This is a genomic window from Caballeronia sp. J97 (assembly GCF_905220305.1).
Lineage (GTDB): Bacteria > Pseudomonadota > Gammaproteobacteria > Burkholderiales > Burkholderiaceae > Caballeronia.
Genome location: NZ_CAJMZL010000001.1, coordinates 135,676 through 153,465, shown reverse-complemented (window position 1 = coordinate 153,465; position 17,790 = coordinate 135,676). Strand labels below are relative to the sequence as shown.

At 63.9% G+C, this 17,790-nt stretch carries 15 protein-coding genes; 6 read left to right on the top strand and 9 right to left on the bottom strand.

The window, feature by feature from the left end; translation table 11 throughout:
- Window positions 1-41: 41 nt before the first annotated feature.
- The 3 genes from U4Y90_RS00695 to U4Y90_RS00685 all read right to left on the bottom strand — a co-directional run bounded on the left by U4Y90_RS00695 (window position 42) and on the right by U4Y90_RS00685 (window position 3,039).
- Entirely contained in the window at window positions 42-245 is a 204-nt protein-coding gene (locus U4Y90_RS00695; RefSeq protein WP_321791190.1) for a DUF1289 domain-containing protein, read from the bottom strand.
- A 73-nt stretch (window positions 246-318) separates the two neighbouring features.
- Entirely contained in the window at window positions 319-1,599 is a 1,281-nt protein-coding gene (locus tag U4Y90_RS00690; RefSeq protein WP_321791188.1) for a phospholipase A, read from the bottom strand.
- A 102-nt stretch (window positions 1,600-1,701) separates the two neighbouring features.
- Window positions 1,702-3,039, bottom strand: coding sequence for an Nramp family divalent metal transporter (locus tag U4Y90_RS00685; RefSeq protein WP_321791186.1), 1,338 nt, complete (start codon window positions 3,037-3,039; stop codon window positions 1,702-1,704).
- Window positions 3,040-3,606: 567 nt separating this feature from the next.
- Here U4Y90_RS00685 and U4Y90_RS00680 point away from each other — a divergent pair.
- The 4 genes from U4Y90_RS00680 to U4Y90_RS00665 all read left to right on the top strand — a co-directional run bounded on the left by U4Y90_RS00680 (window position 3,607) and on the right by U4Y90_RS00665 (window position 7,744).
- Entirely contained in the window at window positions 3,607-4,722 is a 1,116-nt protein-coding gene (locus U4Y90_RS00680) for a polyamine ABC transporter substrate-binding protein (RefSeq protein WP_415749272.1), read from the top strand.
- A 129-nt stretch (window positions 4,723-4,851) separates the two neighbouring features.
- Window positions 4,852-6,024 (top strand): ABC transporter ATP-binding protein, encoded by a 1,173-nt coding sequence (locus U4Y90_RS00675; protein WP_321791184.1) that lies wholly within the window; start codon window positions 4,852-4,854, stop codon window positions 6,022-6,024.
- The gene (locus U4Y90_RS00670; protein WP_321791182.1) at window positions 6,021-6,929 is read left to right on the top strand and encodes an ABC transporter permease subunit; all 909 of its coding nucleotides are present in this window, start codon (window positions 6,021-6,023) and stop codon (window positions 6,927-6,929) included. Before U4Y90_RS00675 ends, U4Y90_RS00670 begins: the two co-directional genes overlap by 4 nt.
- Window positions 6,929-7,744: an ABC transporter permease subunit gene (locus tag U4Y90_RS00665; protein ID WP_321792520.1), complete on the top strand. Its 816-nt coding sequence runs from the start codon at window positions 6,929-6,931 to the stop codon at window positions 7,742-7,744. The genes U4Y90_RS00670 and U4Y90_RS00665 overlap by 1 nt, the downstream gene beginning before the upstream one ends.
- 42 nt (window positions 7,745-7,786) lie before the next feature.
- Here U4Y90_RS00665 and U4Y90_RS00660 read toward each other — a convergent pair whose 3' ends face one another.
- The 3 genes from U4Y90_RS00660 to mfd form a co-directional block, all read right to left on the bottom strand.
- Entirely contained in the window at window positions 7,787-8,791 is a 1,005-nt protein-coding gene (locus U4Y90_RS00660) for a threonine/serine dehydratase (protein WP_321791180.1), read from the bottom strand.
- Between the two features lie 24 nt (window positions 8,792-8,815).
- Window positions 8,816-10,051 (bottom strand): acetylornithine deacetylase, encoded by a 1,236-nt coding sequence (gene argE, locus U4Y90_RS00655; protein WP_321791178.1) that lies wholly within the window; start codon window positions 10,049-10,051, stop codon window positions 8,816-8,818.
- 78 nt (window positions 10,052-10,129) lie between these two features.
- Window positions 10,130-13,606, bottom strand: a complete 3,477-nt coding sequence (gene mfd / locus U4Y90_RS00650; protein WP_321791176.1) for a transcription-repair coupling factor — start codon at window positions 13,604-13,606, stop codon at window positions 10,130-10,132.
- Between the two features lie 127 nt (window positions 13,607-13,733).
- Between mfd and ispD the strand changes: the two genes are divergently transcribed.
- Window positions 13,734-14,456 (top strand): 2-C-methyl-D-erythritol 4-phosphate cytidylyltransferase, encoded by a 723-nt coding sequence (gene ispD, locus U4Y90_RS00645; protein WP_321791174.1) that lies wholly within the window; start codon window positions 13,734-13,736, stop codon window positions 14,454-14,456.
- Window positions 14,457-14,482: 26 nt separating this feature from the next.
- Complete coding sequence (ispF, locus tag U4Y90_RS00640) at window positions 14,483-14,974, top strand: 2-C-methyl-D-erythritol 2,4-cyclodiphosphate synthase (RefSeq protein ID WP_321791172.1); 492 nt, start codon at window positions 14,483-14,485, stop codon at window positions 14,972-14,974.
- A 40-nt stretch (window positions 14,975-15,014) separates the two neighbouring features.
- Here the strand turns inward: ispF and U4Y90_RS00635 are convergent, their stop codons facing one another.
- The 3 genes from U4Y90_RS00635 to U4Y90_RS00625 form a co-directional block, all read right to left on the bottom strand.
- Window positions 15,015-15,539, bottom strand: coding sequence for a carboxymuconolactone decarboxylase family protein (locus U4Y90_RS00635; protein WP_321791170.1), 525 nt, complete (start codon window positions 15,537-15,539; stop codon window positions 15,015-15,017).
- Window positions 15,540-15,626: 87 nt separating this feature from the next.
- Window positions 15,627-16,175, bottom strand: a complete 549-nt coding sequence (locus tag U4Y90_RS00630) for a peroxiredoxin (RefSeq protein ID WP_321791168.1) — start codon at window positions 16,173-16,175, stop codon at window positions 15,627-15,629.
- 196 nt (window positions 16,176-16,371) lie between these two features.
- Window positions 16,372-17,736, bottom strand: a complete 1,365-nt coding sequence (locus tag U4Y90_RS00625; RefSeq protein ID WP_321791166.1) for an ATP-binding protein — start codon at window positions 17,734-17,736, stop codon at window positions 16,372-16,374.
- Window positions 17,737-17,790: the final 54 nt, after the last annotated feature.

The window sequence follows — 17,790 nt, the reverse complement described above, 5'->3', positions numbered from 1 at the left end:
AAGAACGGCCCGTCTCGAGAGAGCGGGCCGTTTTTTTGCGGTCAGAGCCTGTCGTTGCGAAAACGCATCGCCGTTCCCTCGCGCGTGATCCGTTCCCAGATCGCGCGCTTTTCCTCGTCGTTCAGGAACACCCAGTTCGACACCTCGCCGGCCGTGCGGCCGCAGCCTTTGCAGATTTCGTCGAAGAGCGTGGAGCACACGCCGATGCAGGGGCTATCAGGCAGATCGTGAAGATTCGAAGACATTAGGCTAACTCGCGACCGCATCGGCGCCGGGAAAGAACGGCGGCAACGCGGCATTCAAAATCGTAAAAAAAGCTCAGCGCGCGATACTGTAGCCTATTCGCGCGATCCAGTGATGTCGCTGGTTGTAATCGAGGATGTCCTCGCCATACCCGTTGAAGTAGCTCACGAACAGATACCCGCCCCACGCGCTGCCGATCAGCTTCGCGAGCGGGTAGGTGAGCTGCGATTCGACGCTGCCGTACCAGTGTTTCGTGCCTTTGCGCAGGGTCGTCGCGAGCTGCCAGCCGTCCGGGCTGCCGTACTTCACCAGAAAATCGACATAGCCGCGGTAATCCGCGATGTCCTCGTTGCCGGCTTTCGACAGGTAGTAGTAGAACTTCGGCGAAAGCGTCAGGTGATTGCCGTTCAGATCGCCGAAATCCCACGTCGGGCGCACGAACGCGATGTTGATCGAGCGCGATTCGTCTCCGCTCCTGCCGTTCGATTCATGTCCGATCCCCGCCGCGACGCCCATGCGCGTGAAGAGCGCGCTTTTCCAGCCGGTGTCCTGCACGTAGTAGAACAGTTGCGGCTGAAAGCTGATGTCGCGAAACGGCACGGACTCGGCAGAGAGATTCCATATCGCCGTCTGCGTGTATCCGAAATAGAGATTGTCGAGAAAACCGCGTGAGCGCGGATCGTCGGGCAGATGCAGCCGGTATTTGAAGCTGAACTGGAATTTCGCGAGGTTATCGCCGTTCTTGCCGTCCGCGAAATACACCGGTTCGAAGGTCGAGAAGCGGCCGGAAAGCAAGGTGTCGCTCGTGGACGTCGGCGTGGCGACGGTGTTGGCGGCGGCTGCCGCGCTCGCGAGTTGCTCGGGCGTCGTCGCTTGCGACTCGCGCTTTTCCGCGGCGGCGACCTCCGTCTGTGTTTCGCTGCGATTGATCGTGACGAGCATCGGCGATGCATCGAAGCCCACCGGATCGATTTTCACGGTGCCGCGCGCCGCATCGGGCCACGGCGCGGAAAAGCGCACGCGTCGATATTGGCCGGGCGCGAGGCGCAGGCGGTCAGGGACTTGGGGATCGCGTACGAGCGTCAGCGGCGCGGGCGGCAGATCGCCGTTCGTCAGATTCACGGTCAGTTGCTTCGGCACGTCGACGGTCAGGGGTTTCGCGTCGTCGTCGGTATAGAGGAGCGTCAGTTCGAGCGGCTGGGAAGCGGCGGCTTCTCGCGCGGGTTGCAGTACCGCGACGGTCGCATGAACCGCTCCGCTTGCGCCGAGAGCGAGGAAGAGAAGCGTGAACGTGCGTGCGCGCCCGGCAAGGCGACGCGAAACTGCGAGTGAGAGCGATCGTAGGCCGTGAGCCATGTATTTCGTGTCCTGTTTCGGGCGGGGGCGTCAGTGCAGTGTGACAACACGAACCATGCCGCGATCCCGAAATCAGGACGAAATCGGGACGAAATCGACTCGTCAGCCCGGAAACATCGCCTGCCAGAGCATCGCGCCGTTCAACGCGACGATCACGCCCGCGCATGCCCATGCCAGCGCGAGCGGCGCGCGCGCGATGCGCCAGCGGCCCATCAGCCTGGCATCGGAGGCGAAGCGCACGAGCGGGATCACCGCGAGCGGCAATTGCAGGCTCAGCACGACCTGCGTCGCGACCAGGAGCGCGTTCGAACCGTGCTGGCCGAAGCTCGCGACCGCGACCAGCGCCGGACCGATCGCGAGGCCGCGCGTCAGGAGCGCCCGGGCCCAGCGCGCCATCTTCAGCCGCAGAAAACCCTCCATGACCGCCTGGCCGGCGAGCGTGCCGGTGACCGTCGCGTTCAGCCCGCAAGCGAGCAGGGCGGTGGCGAACACGACGCCCGCCCAATGACTGCCGACGAGCGGTGCGATGAGACGGTGCGCATCGGCGAGATCCTCGACTTCGGTATGGCCGTTCGCGTGGAAGACCGCGGCCGCGACCACCAGCAACGACGCGTTGACGATAAACGCGAGCCCGAGCGAGCCGAACGTGTCGATGTTCACGCCGCGAAGCGCGCGCCCGATGGCCGCGTCCTCGCGGGCGCCCGCGTGCTCCTTGACGAGCGCGGAGTGCAAGTACAGGTTGTGCGGCATCACCGTTGCGCCGAGCACGCCGGCGGCGAGCCAGAGCATGCCCGCATCGCGCAGAAGCTCGCGCGACGGCGCGAGCCCGTGCATCGCCGCGCGCCACACCGGATGCGAGAGTGCGAGTTCGACGACGAAGCAAAGGCTCACGAAGACGATCAGCGCCGTCACCACCCGCTGGAGCGGGCGTTTGCCGCGGCTTTGGAGCGCGAGCATCGCGAAAGTCGCGACCGCCGAGATCAGCACGCCCGCGGTGAGCGAGAAGCCGAAGAGCATCTGCAGCGCCACCGCGCTGCCGACAACCTCCGCGACGTCGCACGCGATGATCGCGATTTCGCACGCGATCCACAGCAGGAGCGTCGTGCGCCGGCCGTAGCGCTCGCGGCACAGTTGCGCGAGATCGCGCCCGGTCACGACGCCCACACGCGACGCCACCCATTGCAGCAGCATGCCCATGAGACTCGCGACCAGGACGACGAAAAGCAGCGAGTAGCCATAGCGCGCGCCGCTCGCGAGCGCCGTCGCCCAATTGCCGGGATCCATGTAGCCGACGGCGACGAGCGAACCCGCGCCGGCGAAGGAATACCAGCGCCCGCGCGAGCGTGGAGCCGGTGGCCGATCGTCGCGGCGCGCCCCGGGCGACTGCACGTCGGATTTCGCGGCTGAAAGCCGGGCGAGCGCGGACGGATGGATGTTCATGCGGGATGCGGCCTCGAATAGCGATGCAACGGGCGCGGCATGTCAGCCGTATGCGCGTGCGTTGCCGGTTCAGAAGACGCCGCGCGTCGCGGCGTACGTCGAATTGGCTCGCAACAAATGTTCCGCTGGCTATTCGTAAGGCTCGGACGCCCGGCTTTCCCTGTGCTCGCCTCGCTCGTACGAAGTCATACGAACGCTGGGGCGAACGGGATGCGCGCGGCCGACGACGAATCATGACATTGCATCGCGCTTACGCTCGCGTGTCACTTTGACGAGTGTGGTTTTATCAGGTGCCGCCCGGGACGATTAAGGGCTAAAATGCGCGCTCTTTCCGGCTGCCCGCGCGCGGCCGGAAGCCGTGCAGAGGCCCTCGTGACAGGACTGTGGCCGCAAGGCGCAAGCGCGTGTGCATTTTGCGCGACAAGCGGTGCATTAGTTTTTTGTCGCGCTTGCGTTTAATGGTAGTTTTCGGGGTTTTGAGGGAGTCGCGGGCCGATCGGCAATGACACGTTGAGCTGGGTCCGCACGGCACGACGCCGTGACAAGTCGGAACAAGGGAGAATCGAGATGAACGAGAAACTGGCGAGCCGTACGGCCAAGCTGGCGGGCGCCCTGGCATGCGCCGCGATGTTGACTCCGCTTGCTGCATTCGCGACGGACACGCAGTTGAACGTGTACAACTGGTCGGACTATATCGCGAAGGACACCATCCCCAACTTCACCAAGCAGACCGGCATCAAGGTGAAGTACGACAACTACGACAGCGACGACACCCTTCAGGCGAAGCTTCTCACCGGCCGCTCCGGCTATGACATCGTCGTGCCGACGAGCAATTACGCGGGCAAGCAGATCGCCGCGAATATCTTCTCGCCGCTCGACAAGTCGAAACTGCCCAACCTCAAATATCTCGATCCCGACCTGATGAAGCTCGTCGAGGGCGCCGATCCGGGCAACAAGTACGTGGTGCCCTGGGCCTACGGCACGACCGGCCTCGGCTATAACGTCGACAAAGCCAAACAGATTCTCGGCCCGAACGCCGAGCTGAATAACTGGGACATCCTCTTCAAGCCCGAGAATATCTCGAAGCTGAAGGCGTGCGGCGTCTCGGTGCTCGACGCGCCGGACCAGATGTTCGCGGCCGCGCTGCATTACATCGGCAAGGATCCGATGAGCACGAATCCGGCCGATTATCGCGAGGCGCTCGCGATGATGAAGAAGATCCGTCCGTACATCACGCAGTTCAACTCGTCGGGTTATATCAACGACATGGTGGGCGGCGACATCTGCTTCACCTACGGCTGGTCGGGCGACGTCGTGATCGCGAAGCATCGCGCCGTCGAGGCGAAGAAGCCGTTCAAGATCGAGTACTACATTCCGAAGGGCGGCGCGCCCGTGTGGTTCGACGTGATGGCGATTCCGAAGGACGCGAAGAACAAGGACGCGGCGCACGAGTGGATCAACTACATCGAGACGCCGCAGGTTCACGCCGCGATCACGAACGCCGTGTACTACCCGAGCGCGAACCTCGAGGCGCGCAAGTACGTCGACAAGGATGTCGCGAACGATCCGGCCGTGTATCCGCCGCAGGACGTCATCAAGACGCTGTTCCTGCTCAAGCCGCTGCCGCCGGAGATCCAGCGCCTGCAGACGCGGCTCTGGACGGAATTCAAGTCCGGCCGATGAAATCCCGAAGCCGGTTATTCTTTTGAATCGACGAAGCCCCTGGACCTCCGGGGGCTTTGTTCGTGATCGCATCGCGCGTCGGCGCGAGTCACGAAAGACGCATGGAAGCAAGGAGTCGAACAGGCAATCATGAGTGAGCAGTCGAGCGCGTTGAAGGCAGCGCCTAATTCCGGCCGGCGCGAGCCGGGCAGTGTTCCATCGGCCCAGGGCACGGACGACAACTTCGTGCAGATCGTCGACGTCGTGAAGAAATTCGGCGAGACGACGGCCGTGCGGGGCGTCAACCTGTCGGTGAGGAAGGGCGAGCTGTTCGCGCTGCTCGGCAGTTCGGGCTGCGGCAAATCGACCCTTCTGCGCATGCTCGCCGGGCTCGAATCCGTGACCGAAGGGCAGATCCTGATCGACGGGGAAGACCTCGCCAAAATGCCGCCGTACAACCGGCCGGTCAACATGATGTTCCAGTCCTACGCGCTCTTTCCGCACATGAGCGTGGAGTCGAACGTCGCGTTCGGGCTGAAGCAGGAAGGCGTGAAGGGCGGCGAGCTGAAGGATCGCGTCAACAACGCGCTCGAACTCGTGCAGATGGCGAAGTTCGCCAAGCGCAAGCCGCATCAGTTGTCGGGCGGGCAGCAGCAGCGTGTCGCGCTCGCGCGCAGCCTCGTGAAGCGCCCGAAACTTCTGTTGCTCGACGAGCCGATGTCCGCGCTCGACAAGCAGATCCGCCAGCGCACGCAGATCGAGCTCGTCAACATTCTCGATCAGGTGGGCGTCACCTGCATCATGGTGACGCACGATCAGGAAGAGGCGATGACGATGGCCAATCGCCTCGCCGTGATGAGCGAAGGGCAGATCGTGCAGCTCGGCACGCCGCACGAGGTCTACGAGTATCCGAACAGCCGCTTTTCGGCGCAGTTCATCGGTTCGACGAATCTGTTCGACGGCAATGTCGTCGAGGACGAGCCGGATCACGTTTTTGTCGAATCGCCCGACTTGCCGGTGCGTCTCTACGTGAGCCACGGCATCACCGGGCCGCTCGGCATGCCGGTGACGATTTCCGTTCGTCCGGAGCGCATCGCGCTCACGCGCAAGCCGCCCGAAGGCACCTACAACTGGGGCCGCGGCAAGGTGACGAACATCGCGTACATGGGCGGCTACACGCTCTATCACGTGACGCTCGATTCCGGCAAGGTCGTGGTCGCGAACCTGTCGAGCCTCGCGATCGGCGAGATCGATTCACCCACTTTCGGCGACGAAGTCTACGTGCGCTGGAGCGCGTCGGCGGGCGTGGTGCTGACCGCATGATGATGAACTGGCTCAAGCGCATAGGCGTCTCCGGGCGCACGCTCGTCATCGGCGGGCCTTATCTGTGGCTCCTGCTGCTGTTCTTCGTGCCGTTCCTGCTCGTCGTGAAGATCAGCTTCGCCGACAGTCAGCTCGGCATTCCGCCGTACACGGATCTCGTGTCGATGGAAGAAGGCGTGATGCATATCGCGCTCGATTTCGCGCACTACGCGTTCCTCGTGCAGGACAGCCTGTACTTCGCGACCTACATGAACTCGCTGCTGGTCGCGGCGGTGTCGACGGTGCTGTGCCTGCTGATCGGCTATCCGATGGCGTACTACATCGCGCGCTCGAATCCGGCCACGCGCAACATCCTGATGATGGCCGTGATGCTGCCGTTCTGGACCTCGTTCCTGATTCGCGTGTATGCATGGATCGGCATCCTGAAGAACAACGGCTTGCTCAATAACTTCCTGATGTCGATCGGCCTCCTGCATTCGCCGATCGAGCTGTATCACACGAACATCGCGGTATATATCGGCATGGTGTATTCGTATCTGCCGTTCCTCGTGATGCCGCTCTACGCGCATCTCGTGAAGATGGACCTGACCTTGCTCGAAGCGGCCTACGATCTCGGCGCGAAGCCCTGGAAGGCGTTCGTGCAGATAACGTTGCCGCTGTCGAAGAACGGCATCATCGCGGGGTGTCTGCTCGTGTTCATTCCGGCGGTGGGCGAGTACGTGATTCCTGAATTGCTCGGCGGCGCGGACACGCTAATGATCGGCCGCGTCATGTGGAACGAGTTCTTCAACAACGCCGACTGGCCGATGGCTTCCGCGGTCACCTGCGCGATGGTCCTGCTGCTGCTCGTGCCGATGGCGCTCTTCCAGCATTTCCAGGCGAAACAACTGGAGGAGCGGCGATGATCAAGGTGAGCCGTCCGCTGCAAATCACCGCGCTGGGCCTCGGGTTCGCGTTTCTGTATATCCCGATCCTGAGCCTCATCGTTTATTCGTTCAACGATTCGCCGCTCGTCACCGTCTGGACCGAGCCGTCGCTCAAGTGGTATCGCGCGCTCGTCAACGATGACGAGCTGATCAACGCCGCGTGGCTGTCGTTGCGTATCGCGTTCCTGACCGCGTGCGCGTCGGTCGTGATCGGCACGTGGGCGGGCTTCGTGCTCGCTCGCATGGGACGCTTCAAGGGATTCACGCTCTACGCGGGCATGATCAACGCGCCGCTCGTGATTCCCGAAGTCATTCAGGGCATTTCGCTGCTGCTGCTGTTCGTCGAAATGGCGAAGCTCATCGGATGGCCGGATCGCGGCTTCTTCACGATCTGGATCGGGCACGTGATGCTGTGCATCTCGTATGTCGCGATCATCGTGGAGTCGCGCGTGCGGGAGCTGAATCCGTCGCTGGAGGAAGCCGCGCTCGATCTCGGCGCAACGCCGCTGCGCGTGTTCTTCTCGATCACGCTGCCGTTGATCTCGCAGGCGCTCGTCGCGGGCTGGCTGCTGTCGTTCACGCTGTCGATCGATGACCTCGTGCTGTCGGCGTTCCTGTCCGGTCCCGGCTCGACGACCTTGCCGCTCGTCGTGTTTTCGCGTGTGCGTCTGGGCCTGAATCCGGAGATGAACGCGCTCGCGACCTTGTTCATCGCGCTCGTGACGGTCGGCGTGATCGCGGCGAATGCCTTCATGCAGCGCAGCGAGCGCAGACGGCTCGCGGCAGTGATGTAACGATGGATTCGAACGCGGCCCCTGAACGGGGCCGCGCGCATTTCAGGCGTGCGCCAGATGCTTCGCGAACGTGGCCGGATCGGTATTGGTGCCGCACAACAGCACGCCGACGCGCTTGCCTTGCAGACGTTCGCGCAACGGGCCGAGCAGGGCGGCCGTCGCGGCGGCGCATGCCGGCTCGACGCCGAGCTTGAGTTCGTTGAACAGTTGCAGCATGCCGTGCCGCAGCGCGTTGTCCGACACGGTGACGATATCGTCGATATGCCGCCGGCACAGCTCGTAGCTGTACTGCTCGGTATGCGGCGCCATCAGCGAATCGGCGATGCCGTGCATCGTGCCCATCTTGATCGTGTGATTCGCCTCGAAGCTGCGCCGCATCACGTCCGATCCCTCGGGCTCGACGCCGTAGACATGCAGCGACGGATTCGCGAGGCGCATCGCAGTCGAGACGCCCGCAGCCAGGCCGCCGCCGCCGATCGGCAGGATCACCGCATCGAGGTCGGGCGCCTGCGACGTCCACTCGTAACCGAGCGTCGCCGTGCCGAGCACCGTGCGATAGCCGTTGAACGGATGGATGAAGACGCGTCCCTCTTCCGCTTCGACGCGCCGCACGACATCGAACGCCTCGGCGACGTTCTCCGCGAACACGACTTCCGCGCCGAAGCGCCGGCACAGCGCGACCCGCGCCGGGCTCGCGCTCTTGATGATGACCACCTTCGCGCCCACGTCCATGCGCTGCGCCGCATACGCCACCGCCACCGCGTGATTGCCCGCCGATACGCACGTGACGCCCGCCGAACGCTCGCTGTCGGTGAGCGCGAGGATGTTCGAAAACGCGCCGCGCGCCTTGAACGTGCCGCTCGCCTGCAGCAGCTCGAATTTGAACGTGATCGGCGTGCCTTCTAGCGTCGGAAAATCATGTCGCTCGAAGGTCGGCGTGCGCGCGACCCACGGCGTGAGCGCCATGTGCTGCTCGGCGATCTCGTCGAGCGTCGGAATGGGCGTGCCGTCGATCGTGTTGTCGGTGTGCTGCGTGGCTGTGGACATGGCGTGTGGGTCGATCAGAGAAGGTCAGCGGGCCTGTGCCTCGACGGACATGCTGTGGATGAACTTGCCGAGAAACGCCTCGCACTGAGCGAGTTGTTCGAGCGACACGTACTCGTTCGCCTTGTGCGCCTGCTCGATATTGCCCGGCCCGCACACGATGCTCGGCACGCCGGCATTGGCGAACAGACCCGCTTCGGTGCCGTAGGCGACCTTGCGCTTGTCCTGGTTCTCCGTGAGCGCGCGCACGAGCTGCGTGATCGCGGCCTGCTCGGTCGCGTCGAGGCCGGGCGCGGACGCGAGTTTCCTGAATTCGATCGCCGCGCTGCCGTGCTCCTTCAGCATCTTCGGCAGCAGCGTTTCGTGCGCGTACGACTCGATGCGCTTGAAAATCTGCTCCGGGTCGATCGTCGGCAGATTGCGGAACTCGAATTCGAAGTTGCATTCGGCGGGCACGGTGTTGATTGCGTTGCCGCCTTTGATGGTGCTCGTCTGACCGGTGGTGAAGGGCACGTCGTAGAGTTCGTCGAAGGGGCCTTGCGCGCGGAATTCGTCGACGAGATCGCGGATATGGCAGATGAGCCGCGCCGCGTACTCGATCGCGTTCAGGCCTTTCGGCGTCAGCGACGAATGCGCCGCGAAGCCGCGCACGCAGCAGTGGTACGTGTTGATGCCCTTATGCGCGATGATCGGGCGCATCGAGGTCGGCTCGCCGACGATGCAGCCATCCGGCTTCACGCCGCGCTTCTGCAGGTCGGCGATCATCAGCGGCGCGCCGGCGCAGCCGACTTCTTCGTCGTAGGAGAGCGCGAAGTGGATGGGCCTCGCGAGCTTCGTCGCCTGCATCTTCGGCAACATGGCGAGCGCCGCGCCGATGAAGCCCTTCATGTCGCACGAGCCGCGTCCGTAGAGCAGGCCGTCGCGCACTTCGGGCCTGAACGGGTCGCTCTGCCAATCCTGGCCGTCGACCGGCACGACATCCGTATGACCCGAGAGCACGATGCCGCCGTTGGTCTCGCCATCGTGCGCCGGGACCGTGGCGAAAAGATTCGCCCACTGTCCGCGCGGATCGCTGGTGATGGTCGCTTCGATGCCCGCGCGGCGCAGTTCGTCGCGCACGGTTTCGATCAGCCCGAGATTCGGATTGCGGCTGACGGTATCGATGGAAACGAGGCGCTCGATCCACGGCAGCGAGATCGGCGATGCGGTATCGGACGAGGAAGATGAGGCTTCGAGATGCGCCGTATCAGCGATCTGTGACATGTTTTGACTCCTGCGGATAGAGTTCGATCATAGCCCAAACGAGGGCTTTCCCGCAGGAGTCAAAATCCGGCAAAGCCTTTACCGCAGTGCAGCAGCCGGCTGTCGCACCGGGCCGCCCAGTGCCCGCAACGTCTCTTTCACGGTCGAAATCCGCACGGCGAGATCGGGGCTGCGCGACTCGATGCGCAGTTTGTCCTGGCCCGCCAGCTTGATGTGCTTGTGCTTCTGCACCATGTCGATGATCTTCATGCCGTCGACGGGCGGGTTCGGAATGAACTGAAGCGAGATGGATTGCTCGCCCGCGTCGATCTTCGAGATGCCGAGCGGTTTCGCGGCGAGGCGCAGCCGATGCGTCTCGACGAGCGCATGCGCCTGCGGCGGCAACTTGCCGAAGCGGTCGATGAGCTCTTCGAGAATGCCATCGATCGCATCGCTCGACTCACAGTTCGCAAGACGCTTGTACAACGACAGACGCTCCTGAACGTCGCCGCAGTAATCGGCGGGCAGGATCGCAGGCGCATGCAGATTGATCTCGGTCGTCGCCGCGAGCGGCGCGTTCAGATCCGGCTCGCGGCCTTCGCGCAGCGCGCGCACGGCGTCGTTCAGCATGTCGGTATAGAGCTGGAAGCCGATCTCCTGAATCTCGCCCGATTGCTTGTCGCCGAGCACTTCACCGGTGCCGCGGATTTCGAGATCGTGCATCGCGAGATAGAAGCCGGAGCCCAGTTCCTCCATCTGCTGGATCGCTTCGAGCCGGCGCTGAGCCTGCTTCGTCAGTGACTGCGGATCGTGCACAAGCAGATACGCATATGCCTGGTGATGCGAGCGCCCGACACGGCCGCGCAACTGATGCAACTGCGCGAGACCGAACTTGTCCGCCCGATGCATGAGGATCGTGTTCGCGCTCGGCACGTCGATGCCGGTCTCGATGATGGTCGTGCACAACAGTACGTTCGCGCGCTGGCCGACGAAATCGCGCATCACGCGCTCGAGCTCGCGCTCGTGCATCTGGCCGTGCGCGACCGCGATGCGCGCTTCAGGCACCAGCGCTTCGAGCATCGTGCGGCGATTCTCGATCGTCTCGACTTCGTTGTGCAGGAAGTACACCTGGCCGCCGCGCTTCAACTCGCGCAGCATCGCCTCGCGGATCACGCCGTCTTCCTCGCGGCGCACGAAGGTCTTGATCGCGAGCCGCTTCTGCGGTGCGGTCGCGATCACGGAGAAATCGCGCAGGCCTTCGAGCGCCATGCCAAGCGTGCGCGGAATTGGCGTCGCGGTGAGCGTGAGCACGTCGACCTCGGCGCGCAGCGCCTTCAACGCTTCCTTCTGCCGCACGCCGAAGCGATGTTCCTCGTCGATGATCACGAGCCCGAGCCGCTTGAACTTCACATCGCCCGACAAGAGCTTGTGCGTGCCGATGACGATATCGACCGAGCCTTCGTTGATCTGCTGCACGGCCGTCGATACTTCCTTGCCGGTCTTGAAGCGCGACAGCTCCGCGATGCGCACCGGCCAGTCGGCGAAGCGGTCGGTGAAGGTTTGCGTGTGCTGTTCCGCGAGCAGCGTCGTGGGCGAAAGGATCGCCACCTGCTTGCCCGCCATCACCGCGATGAATGCGGCGCGCAGCGCGACTTCCGTCTTGCCGAAGCCGACATCGCCGCACACGAGGCGGTCCATCGGCTTGCCGCTCGTCATGTCGCCGATGACGGACGCGATCGCCGCGGCCTGATCGGGCGTTTCCTCGAAGCCGAAGCTCTCGGCGAACTTGGTGTAATCGCGCGGTTCGAGCTTGAACGCATAGCCTTCGCGCGCGGCGCGGCGTGCGTAGAGGTTGAGCAGTTCGGCCGCCGTGTCGCGGATCTGCTGCGCAGCCTTGCGCTTGGCCTTTTCCCACTGGCCCGAGCCGAGCGTGTGCAACGGTGCGCTTTCCGGATCCGCGCCGCTGTAGCGCGAGATCACGTGCAACTGGGCGACCGGAACATAGAGCTTCGCTTCGTTGTGGTACTCGAGATGCAAAAACTCGGTCTCGCCTTCGCCGAGATCCATCGACACGAGGCCCATGTATCGGCCGATGCCGTGCTGCGCATGCACGACGGGATCGCCGACCTTCAGTTCGGCGAGATCGCGGACCATCGAGTCGACGTTGCTCGCCTGTTCCTGGCGGCGTCGGCCGGCACGGCGCGCGAGCGGTCCGTAAAGCTCCGTCTCGGTGACGATCGACAGTTTTTCCGCCGGCAGCGCGAAGCCGTTGGCCAGCGGCGCGATGCCCAGCGTGAATTTGCCGTCGCTCGTGAGCCATTCCTGGAACGTGTCGCGCAGCTCGCCGCGCAGGCCGTTGTCCGCGAGCAATTGCTGGATCGTCTCGCGTCGTCCCGCCGATTCCGCGACGAGCATCACGCGGTTCTCCGTCTGCTCCAGATAGTGGCGCAGCGCGAGCAAGGGCTCGTCGGCGTGACGGTCGATCGCGAGTTCCGGCAGCGGCACGGCCCAGCCGCCTTCCGGCGTGGCGGGGAATTTCAACTGCGCGAAGGGCTTCGCGAACGTGAAGAAATCGTCGTCGGTCAGAAACAGCCGGCGCGGTTCGAGCAGGGGCCGCTCGCGATCGTGCGAGAGGAAGTCGTAGCGTTGCTTCGTGTCGTGCGTGAAGCGCTTGATCGCGGCATCCATGTCGCCGACGAAGGCGAGCTGCGAGCCTTCCGGCAGGTAGTGAAAGAGCGTCGCGGTCTCGTCGAAGAAGAGCGGCAGATAGTACTCGATGCCCGCCGACGGCACGCCGTTGCCGATGTCCTTGTAGATCTGCGAGCGGCTCGGGTCGCCTTCGAAGACCTCGCGCCAGCGGCTGCGAAACGCCGTGCGCGCGGCTTCGTCGAACGGAAATTCGCGGCCAGGCAACAAACGCACGTCGCGCACGGGATAGAGGCTGCGCTGCGTGTCGGGGTCGAAGGCGCGGATGGAGTCCACTTGATCGTCGAACAGGTCGATGCGATAGGGCAGCGCCGAACCCATCGGATACAGATCGATCAGCGAGCCGCGCACGCAATATTCGCCCGGCCGCACGACCTGACTCACATGCTCGTAGCCCGCGAGCGTCAGTTGCGCCTTGAGCTTCGCTTCGTTCAGACGCTCGCCTTGGGTGAACGAGAACGTGTAAGCCGCGAGAAACGACGCGGGCGGCATGCGGTAGAGCGCCGTCGTCGCGGGCACGATCAGGATGTCGCAGCGGCCTTCGCCGAGATCGTGCAGCGTCGCGAGACGTTCGGAGACGAGATCCTGGTGCGGCGAGAACGTGTCGTACGGCAGCGTTTCCCAGTCGGGCAGAAGGCGCACGCGCGCATCGGGCGCGAAAAAGGGCAGCTCGGCGGCGAGGCGCTGCGCGTCGACCGCGCTCGCGGTGACGACCGTCAGGAGCGGCACGCTCTCGCGATACGCGGCGTGATAGCGCGCGATGGCGAGCGCATCGGAGGAGCCCGACGCGCCGTCGAAGACGAAGCGCTGACCCGCTTTCACGAGCGCGATGGGAGAACTGGACTGCGCGTTGACGGCTTTGGAAGGCATAAGGTGTGCATGGAGCCGTCCGGCGAACGCGGGTTCGGAGAGTCGAACCGGCGTGCGCGGGACGTGGTCGCGAAAGACCTATTATAAAATCCGGGCTTCAACTTTGACTTGCCCACTTTATTTGCCCGTGACTACGCGCCTGTTCTCACTGATTCCCTGCGCCGGCACCGGCAGCCGTTCCGGCGCGCCGATGCCGAAGCAATACCAGACGGTCGCGGGGCGCCCGATGCTCGCGTACACGCTCGCGGCGTTCGACGCGTGCTCCGAATTCTCGCAGACACTCGTCGTGCTCGCACCGGACGACACGCATTTCGACGCGCGCCGCTTCGCCGGATTACGCTTCGCGGTGGAGCGCTGCGGCGGCGCCTCGCGGCAGGCGTCGGTGTACAACGGGCTCATCGCGCTCGCAAAATTCGGTGCGCGCGACGACGACTGGGTCCTCGTGCACGACGCCGCGCGCCCAGGCATCACGCCGGAGCTGATTCGCAAACTTGTCGCGGAATTGCGCGATGATGCGGTCGGCGGCATTCTCGCGCTGCCGGTCGCGGATACGCTGAAGCGCGTCGCACCGAACATGCCCGATGTGCCCACGAACGACGCACGCATTGCGCGCACCGAGTCGCGCGACGGCCTCTGGCAGGCGCAGACGCCGCAGATGTTTCGGCTCGGCATGCTGCGCGAAGCGATCGAGCGTGCGCGGCACGACGGCCACGACCTGACGGACGAAGCGAGCGCCATCGAATGGCTCGGGCACTCGCCGAAGCTGGTTCAGGGCAGCTTGCGCAACTTCAAGGTGACGTATCCGGAAGATTTCGCGCTCGCCGGCGCGATACTTTCCGCGAACGCCTGACTCACACTCAATAAAGGTTTGGATCGATGGATTTCAGAATCGGACAAGGGTACGACGTCCACCAGCTCGTCGAAGGGCGCCCGCTCATCATCGGCGGCGTGACGATTCCCTATGAGCGCGGACTGCTCGGGCATTCCGATGCCGACGTGCTGCTGCACGCGATCACCGATGCGCTCTTCGGCGCGGCGTCGCTCGGCGATATCGGCCGGCATTTTCCCGACACGGCGACCGAATTCGCCGGCGCGGACAGCCGCGCGCTGCTGCGCGAGGCGTCCAGGCGCGTGTCGGAGGCGGGATTCGCGATCGCCAACGTCGACAGCACGATCATCGCGCAGGCGCCGAAGCTCGCGCCCCATATCGATGCGATGCGCGAGAACATCGCCGCCGATCTCGACCTGCCGATCGATCGCGTGAACGTGAAGGCCAAGACGAACGAGAAGCTCGGCTATCTCGGCCGCAAGGAAGGCATCGAGGCGCAGGCCGCGGTGCTGCTGCGGCGAACGTCGATCGACCACTGAAACGTCGCCGCGCCGACGCGGCGCGGCGACGTTGCAAGACTTACTGCCCTTGCGCTTCGATCGTCAGCGCGACCGCGTTGATCACCGCCGCGATGCGGCCGACATCGCGCAATTGCGTCGTCGACATGCCTTCGGCCACGAGATTCTCGTAGTGCGATTTCACGCAGAAATGGCACTTGCCGACGATCGACGCCGCGAGCGCGTACATCTCGAAGCGCCGCTTGTCGACGCCGCCGTGCGACGCATACGCGTTCATCCGCAAGCCGGCGGGCTGCGTCTTCAGGTCGGCGTTGTCGGCCATCTCCAGATACGGGTACCAGACATTGTTCATGCCCATCAGCGCGGCCGCGGTGAGCACGGCGTTCGTCTCTTCGGGCGAGAGCACGCCCGCATCGCGGATGATGCCGACGAGCTTCGTCGCTTTCGCGGCAAATGCCGCGGCCAGCGCGACGCCCGCCGCGTCGTTGCCTTCGAGCGATGAGCGCGCGATCGTGCCGTCGACGTTCAGGCGAATGTCCTTCGCGTAGTCGGGCACCAGCTCCTTGATTGCAGACAGAAATTCCATGGTTTTCTCCTGGTCGATGGCGTTAAAAAGCCCGCCACGGCCGAGCACGCTCGGCGCGATGACGGGCTTTGCGGCATCCGGAAACGCTTAGAGCGTCGCGCCGCCGACAGCGCGGTTGCACGGGCAGAGTTCGTCCGTTTGCAAACCGTCGAGAATACGCAGGACTTCTTCCGGGCTGCGGCCGACGTTCAGGTTATTGACCGACACGTGCTGAATGACGTTGTCCGGATCGACGATGAAGGTTGCGCGCAGCGCCACGCCGGCTTCCTTGTCGCGCACGCCGAGCTGGTCGATCAGTTCGCCTTTCACGTCGCCGAACGCGTAGTGGTTCAGCTTGTTCAGGTCCTTGTGCTCGCGGCGCCAGGCCAGCTTGACGAACTCGTTGTCGACGCTGCCGCCGAGCAGAACCGCGTCGCGGTCCTCGAAATCCTTGGTGAGCTTCGCGAACTCGACGATTTCCGTCGGGCACACGAACGTGAAGTCCTTCGGATAGAAGTAGATGATCTTCCACTTGCCCGGAAAGGACTGCTCGGTGATTTCCTCGAAAGCGGACTGGCCGTTTTCTTCGTGATGATTGAAACCCGGCTTTGCAGCGGTGACAGTGAATGCTTCGACTTTATCGCCAACGGTCTTCATGCAGAAACTCCTGTGAAATCGTTGAAAGGACAAGCGCCAACCAAACTACTGAATCGCCGTAACGCTCGCGTGACACTTTCATGCCAGACGCGATGCGCGTTAACCCGCCTCATCTTAGCGTTATTCAAATATCTATCTCAATAGTTTTTGTCTATTGATCTGGATAGATTTTCCCGAATGGGCAGCAGACCGGCGCCTAGCCCTCGAAGCGCACGCCGCCTTTCATCGGCGGGAAATCGATCGTCACTTCGAAACCGGGTTGAGGCGTGCGATTGCGCAGGCGCAGCGTGCCGCGCTGACGCGTGACGAGGCGTTGCACGATCGCCATGCCGAGACCCGTGCCGTTCGCCTGCGTGCGCGCGGTATCGACCCGATAGAACGGCCGCGTGATGAGCGCGACCTGATCGTCCGGAATGCCGCGGCCTTCGTCCATCACGGAGAGTTCGACCTTGCCGTGCGCGACACGCGTCTGGAGCGTGATGCGCGCGACATCGTCGTGTGCGCTGCGACCATACTTGCGCGCGTTTTCGAGCAGATTGCCGACGACGCGGCGCGCATCGGTCGGATCGCCCTCGATGACCGCGCCCTGCGCGAGATCGGTGTGCATGACGACGCCGTCGTCGGCCTGGAAGCGGGCAGCGAGTTCGCTCGCGATCATCGACAGATCCACCGCCTCGGGCATGCGCTGCATCGGCCGCGCATAGTCGAGGAAGCGGCCGATGATCATGTCCATCTGCTCGATGTCGTCGATCATCGCGAGCTTGGTCGCTTCGTCCGACGGACTCATTTCCGTTTCGAGACGCAGGCGGGCAAGCGGCGTGCGCAGATCGTGCGAAATGCCCGCGAGCATCAGCGCGCGGTCTGCCTCGAGTTGCTCGAGATCCTGCACCATCTGGTTGAAGCTTCGATTGGTTTCCGCCGCGACGCCCATGCCGCGTTCGGGCAACGGCTCCGGTGACTGCCCCGAGCCGACCTTGCGCGCCGCGAGTGCGAGCCGCGCAAACGGCCGGTTCACGAGGCTCGTGATGAACGCCGCGCCGAACAGCGAGAGCGCGAGCGCGAACACGCCCCATCCGGCCCATTGCAGGCCGGTGACGGTGTCGAGCTGATCGCGATCGAGTGCGACCCAGTAATCGTCGTCGTCGATCTTGAAGCTGATCCACACACCCGGAATGTCGTTCACCGACTGCGCGATGATCGTCTCGTTGCCGAGCCGCCCGCGCACGTCGCGCTCGATCAGCCGGTTGAGCGATTCATCCGGCTGGAGTTTGTACTTGTCGGTGGTCTCGCGCGGATACACGCGCACGCCTTCATTGCTCTCCAGATCCTGAAGCAGCGCGCGGCGCAGATCGGGATCGGAATAGAGCAGGGCGGTGCGCGTGAGCTTGACCACGGCGACGAGTTGCAGCGCCACGCGCTGCGCGCGCGGTTCGCGCTCGATCACGCGAAAGCTCTGGAACCACGCCGTGAGACTGACGGCGATGAGCAGCGCGATCAGCGCGAAGGTCCGCCAGAACAGGCCGCCGAACGCGAGCGCCAGTAGCCGCCTGTCGATGCGCATGGGTCTGTCGGGTTCAGCTCGGTGAAGGGGAGAAAGCGTGACGAAACTCGCTCA

Excerpts from the sequence above, each read along its gene's own strand:
- U4Y90_RS00670 (WP_321791182.1), top strand. The coding sequence starts at position 6,021 with ATGATGATGAACTGGCTCAAGCGCATAGGCGTCTCCGGGCGCACGCTC.
- mfd (WP_321791176.1), bottom strand. The coding sequence starts at position 13,606 with ATGCCTTCCAAAGCCGTCAACGCGCAGTCCAGTTCTCCCATCGCGCTC.
- U4Y90_RS00685 (WP_321791186.1), bottom strand. The coding sequence starts at position 3,039 with ATGAACATCCATCCGTCCGCGCTCGCCCGGCTTTCAGCCGCGAAATCC.
- U4Y90_RS00630 (WP_321791168.1), bottom strand. The coding sequence starts at position 16,175 with ATGAAGACCGTTGGCGATAAAGTCGAAGCATTCACTGTCACCGCTGCA.
- argE (WP_321791178.1), bottom strand. The coding sequence starts at position 10,051 with ATGTCACAGATCGCTGATACGGCGCATCTCGAAGCCTCATCTTCCTCG.
- U4Y90_RS00660 (WP_321791180.1), bottom strand. The coding sequence starts at position 8,791 with ATGTCCACAGCCACGCAGCACACCGACAACACGATCGACGGCACGCCC.
- ispF (WP_321791172.1), top strand. The coding sequence starts at position 14,483 with ATGGATTTCAGAATCGGACAAGGGTACGACGTCCACCAGCTCGTCGAA.
- U4Y90_RS00635 (WP_321791170.1), bottom strand. The coding sequence starts at position 15,539 with ATGGAATTTCTGTCTGCAATCAAGGAGCTGGTGCCCGACTACGCGAAG.
- U4Y90_RS00675 (WP_321791184.1), top strand. The coding sequence starts at position 4,852 with ATGAGTGAGCAGTCGAGCGCGTTGAAGGCAGCGCCTAATTCCGGCCGG.
- U4Y90_RS00690 (WP_321791188.1), bottom strand. The coding sequence starts at position 1,599 with ATGGCTCACGGCCTACGATCGCTCTCACTCGCAGTTTCGCGTCGCCTT.
- U4Y90_RS00625 (WP_321791166.1), bottom strand. The coding sequence starts at position 17,736 with ATGCGCATCGACAGGCGGCTACTGGCGCTCGCGTTCGGCGGCCTGTTC.
- U4Y90_RS00695 (WP_321791190.1), bottom strand. The coding sequence starts at position 245 with ATGTCTTCGAATCTTCACGATCTGCCTGATAGCCCCTGCATCGGCGTG.
- U4Y90_RS00680 (WP_415749272.1), top strand. The coding sequence starts at position 3,607 with ATGAACGAGAAACTGGCGAGCCGTACGGCCAAGCTGGCGGGCGCCCTG.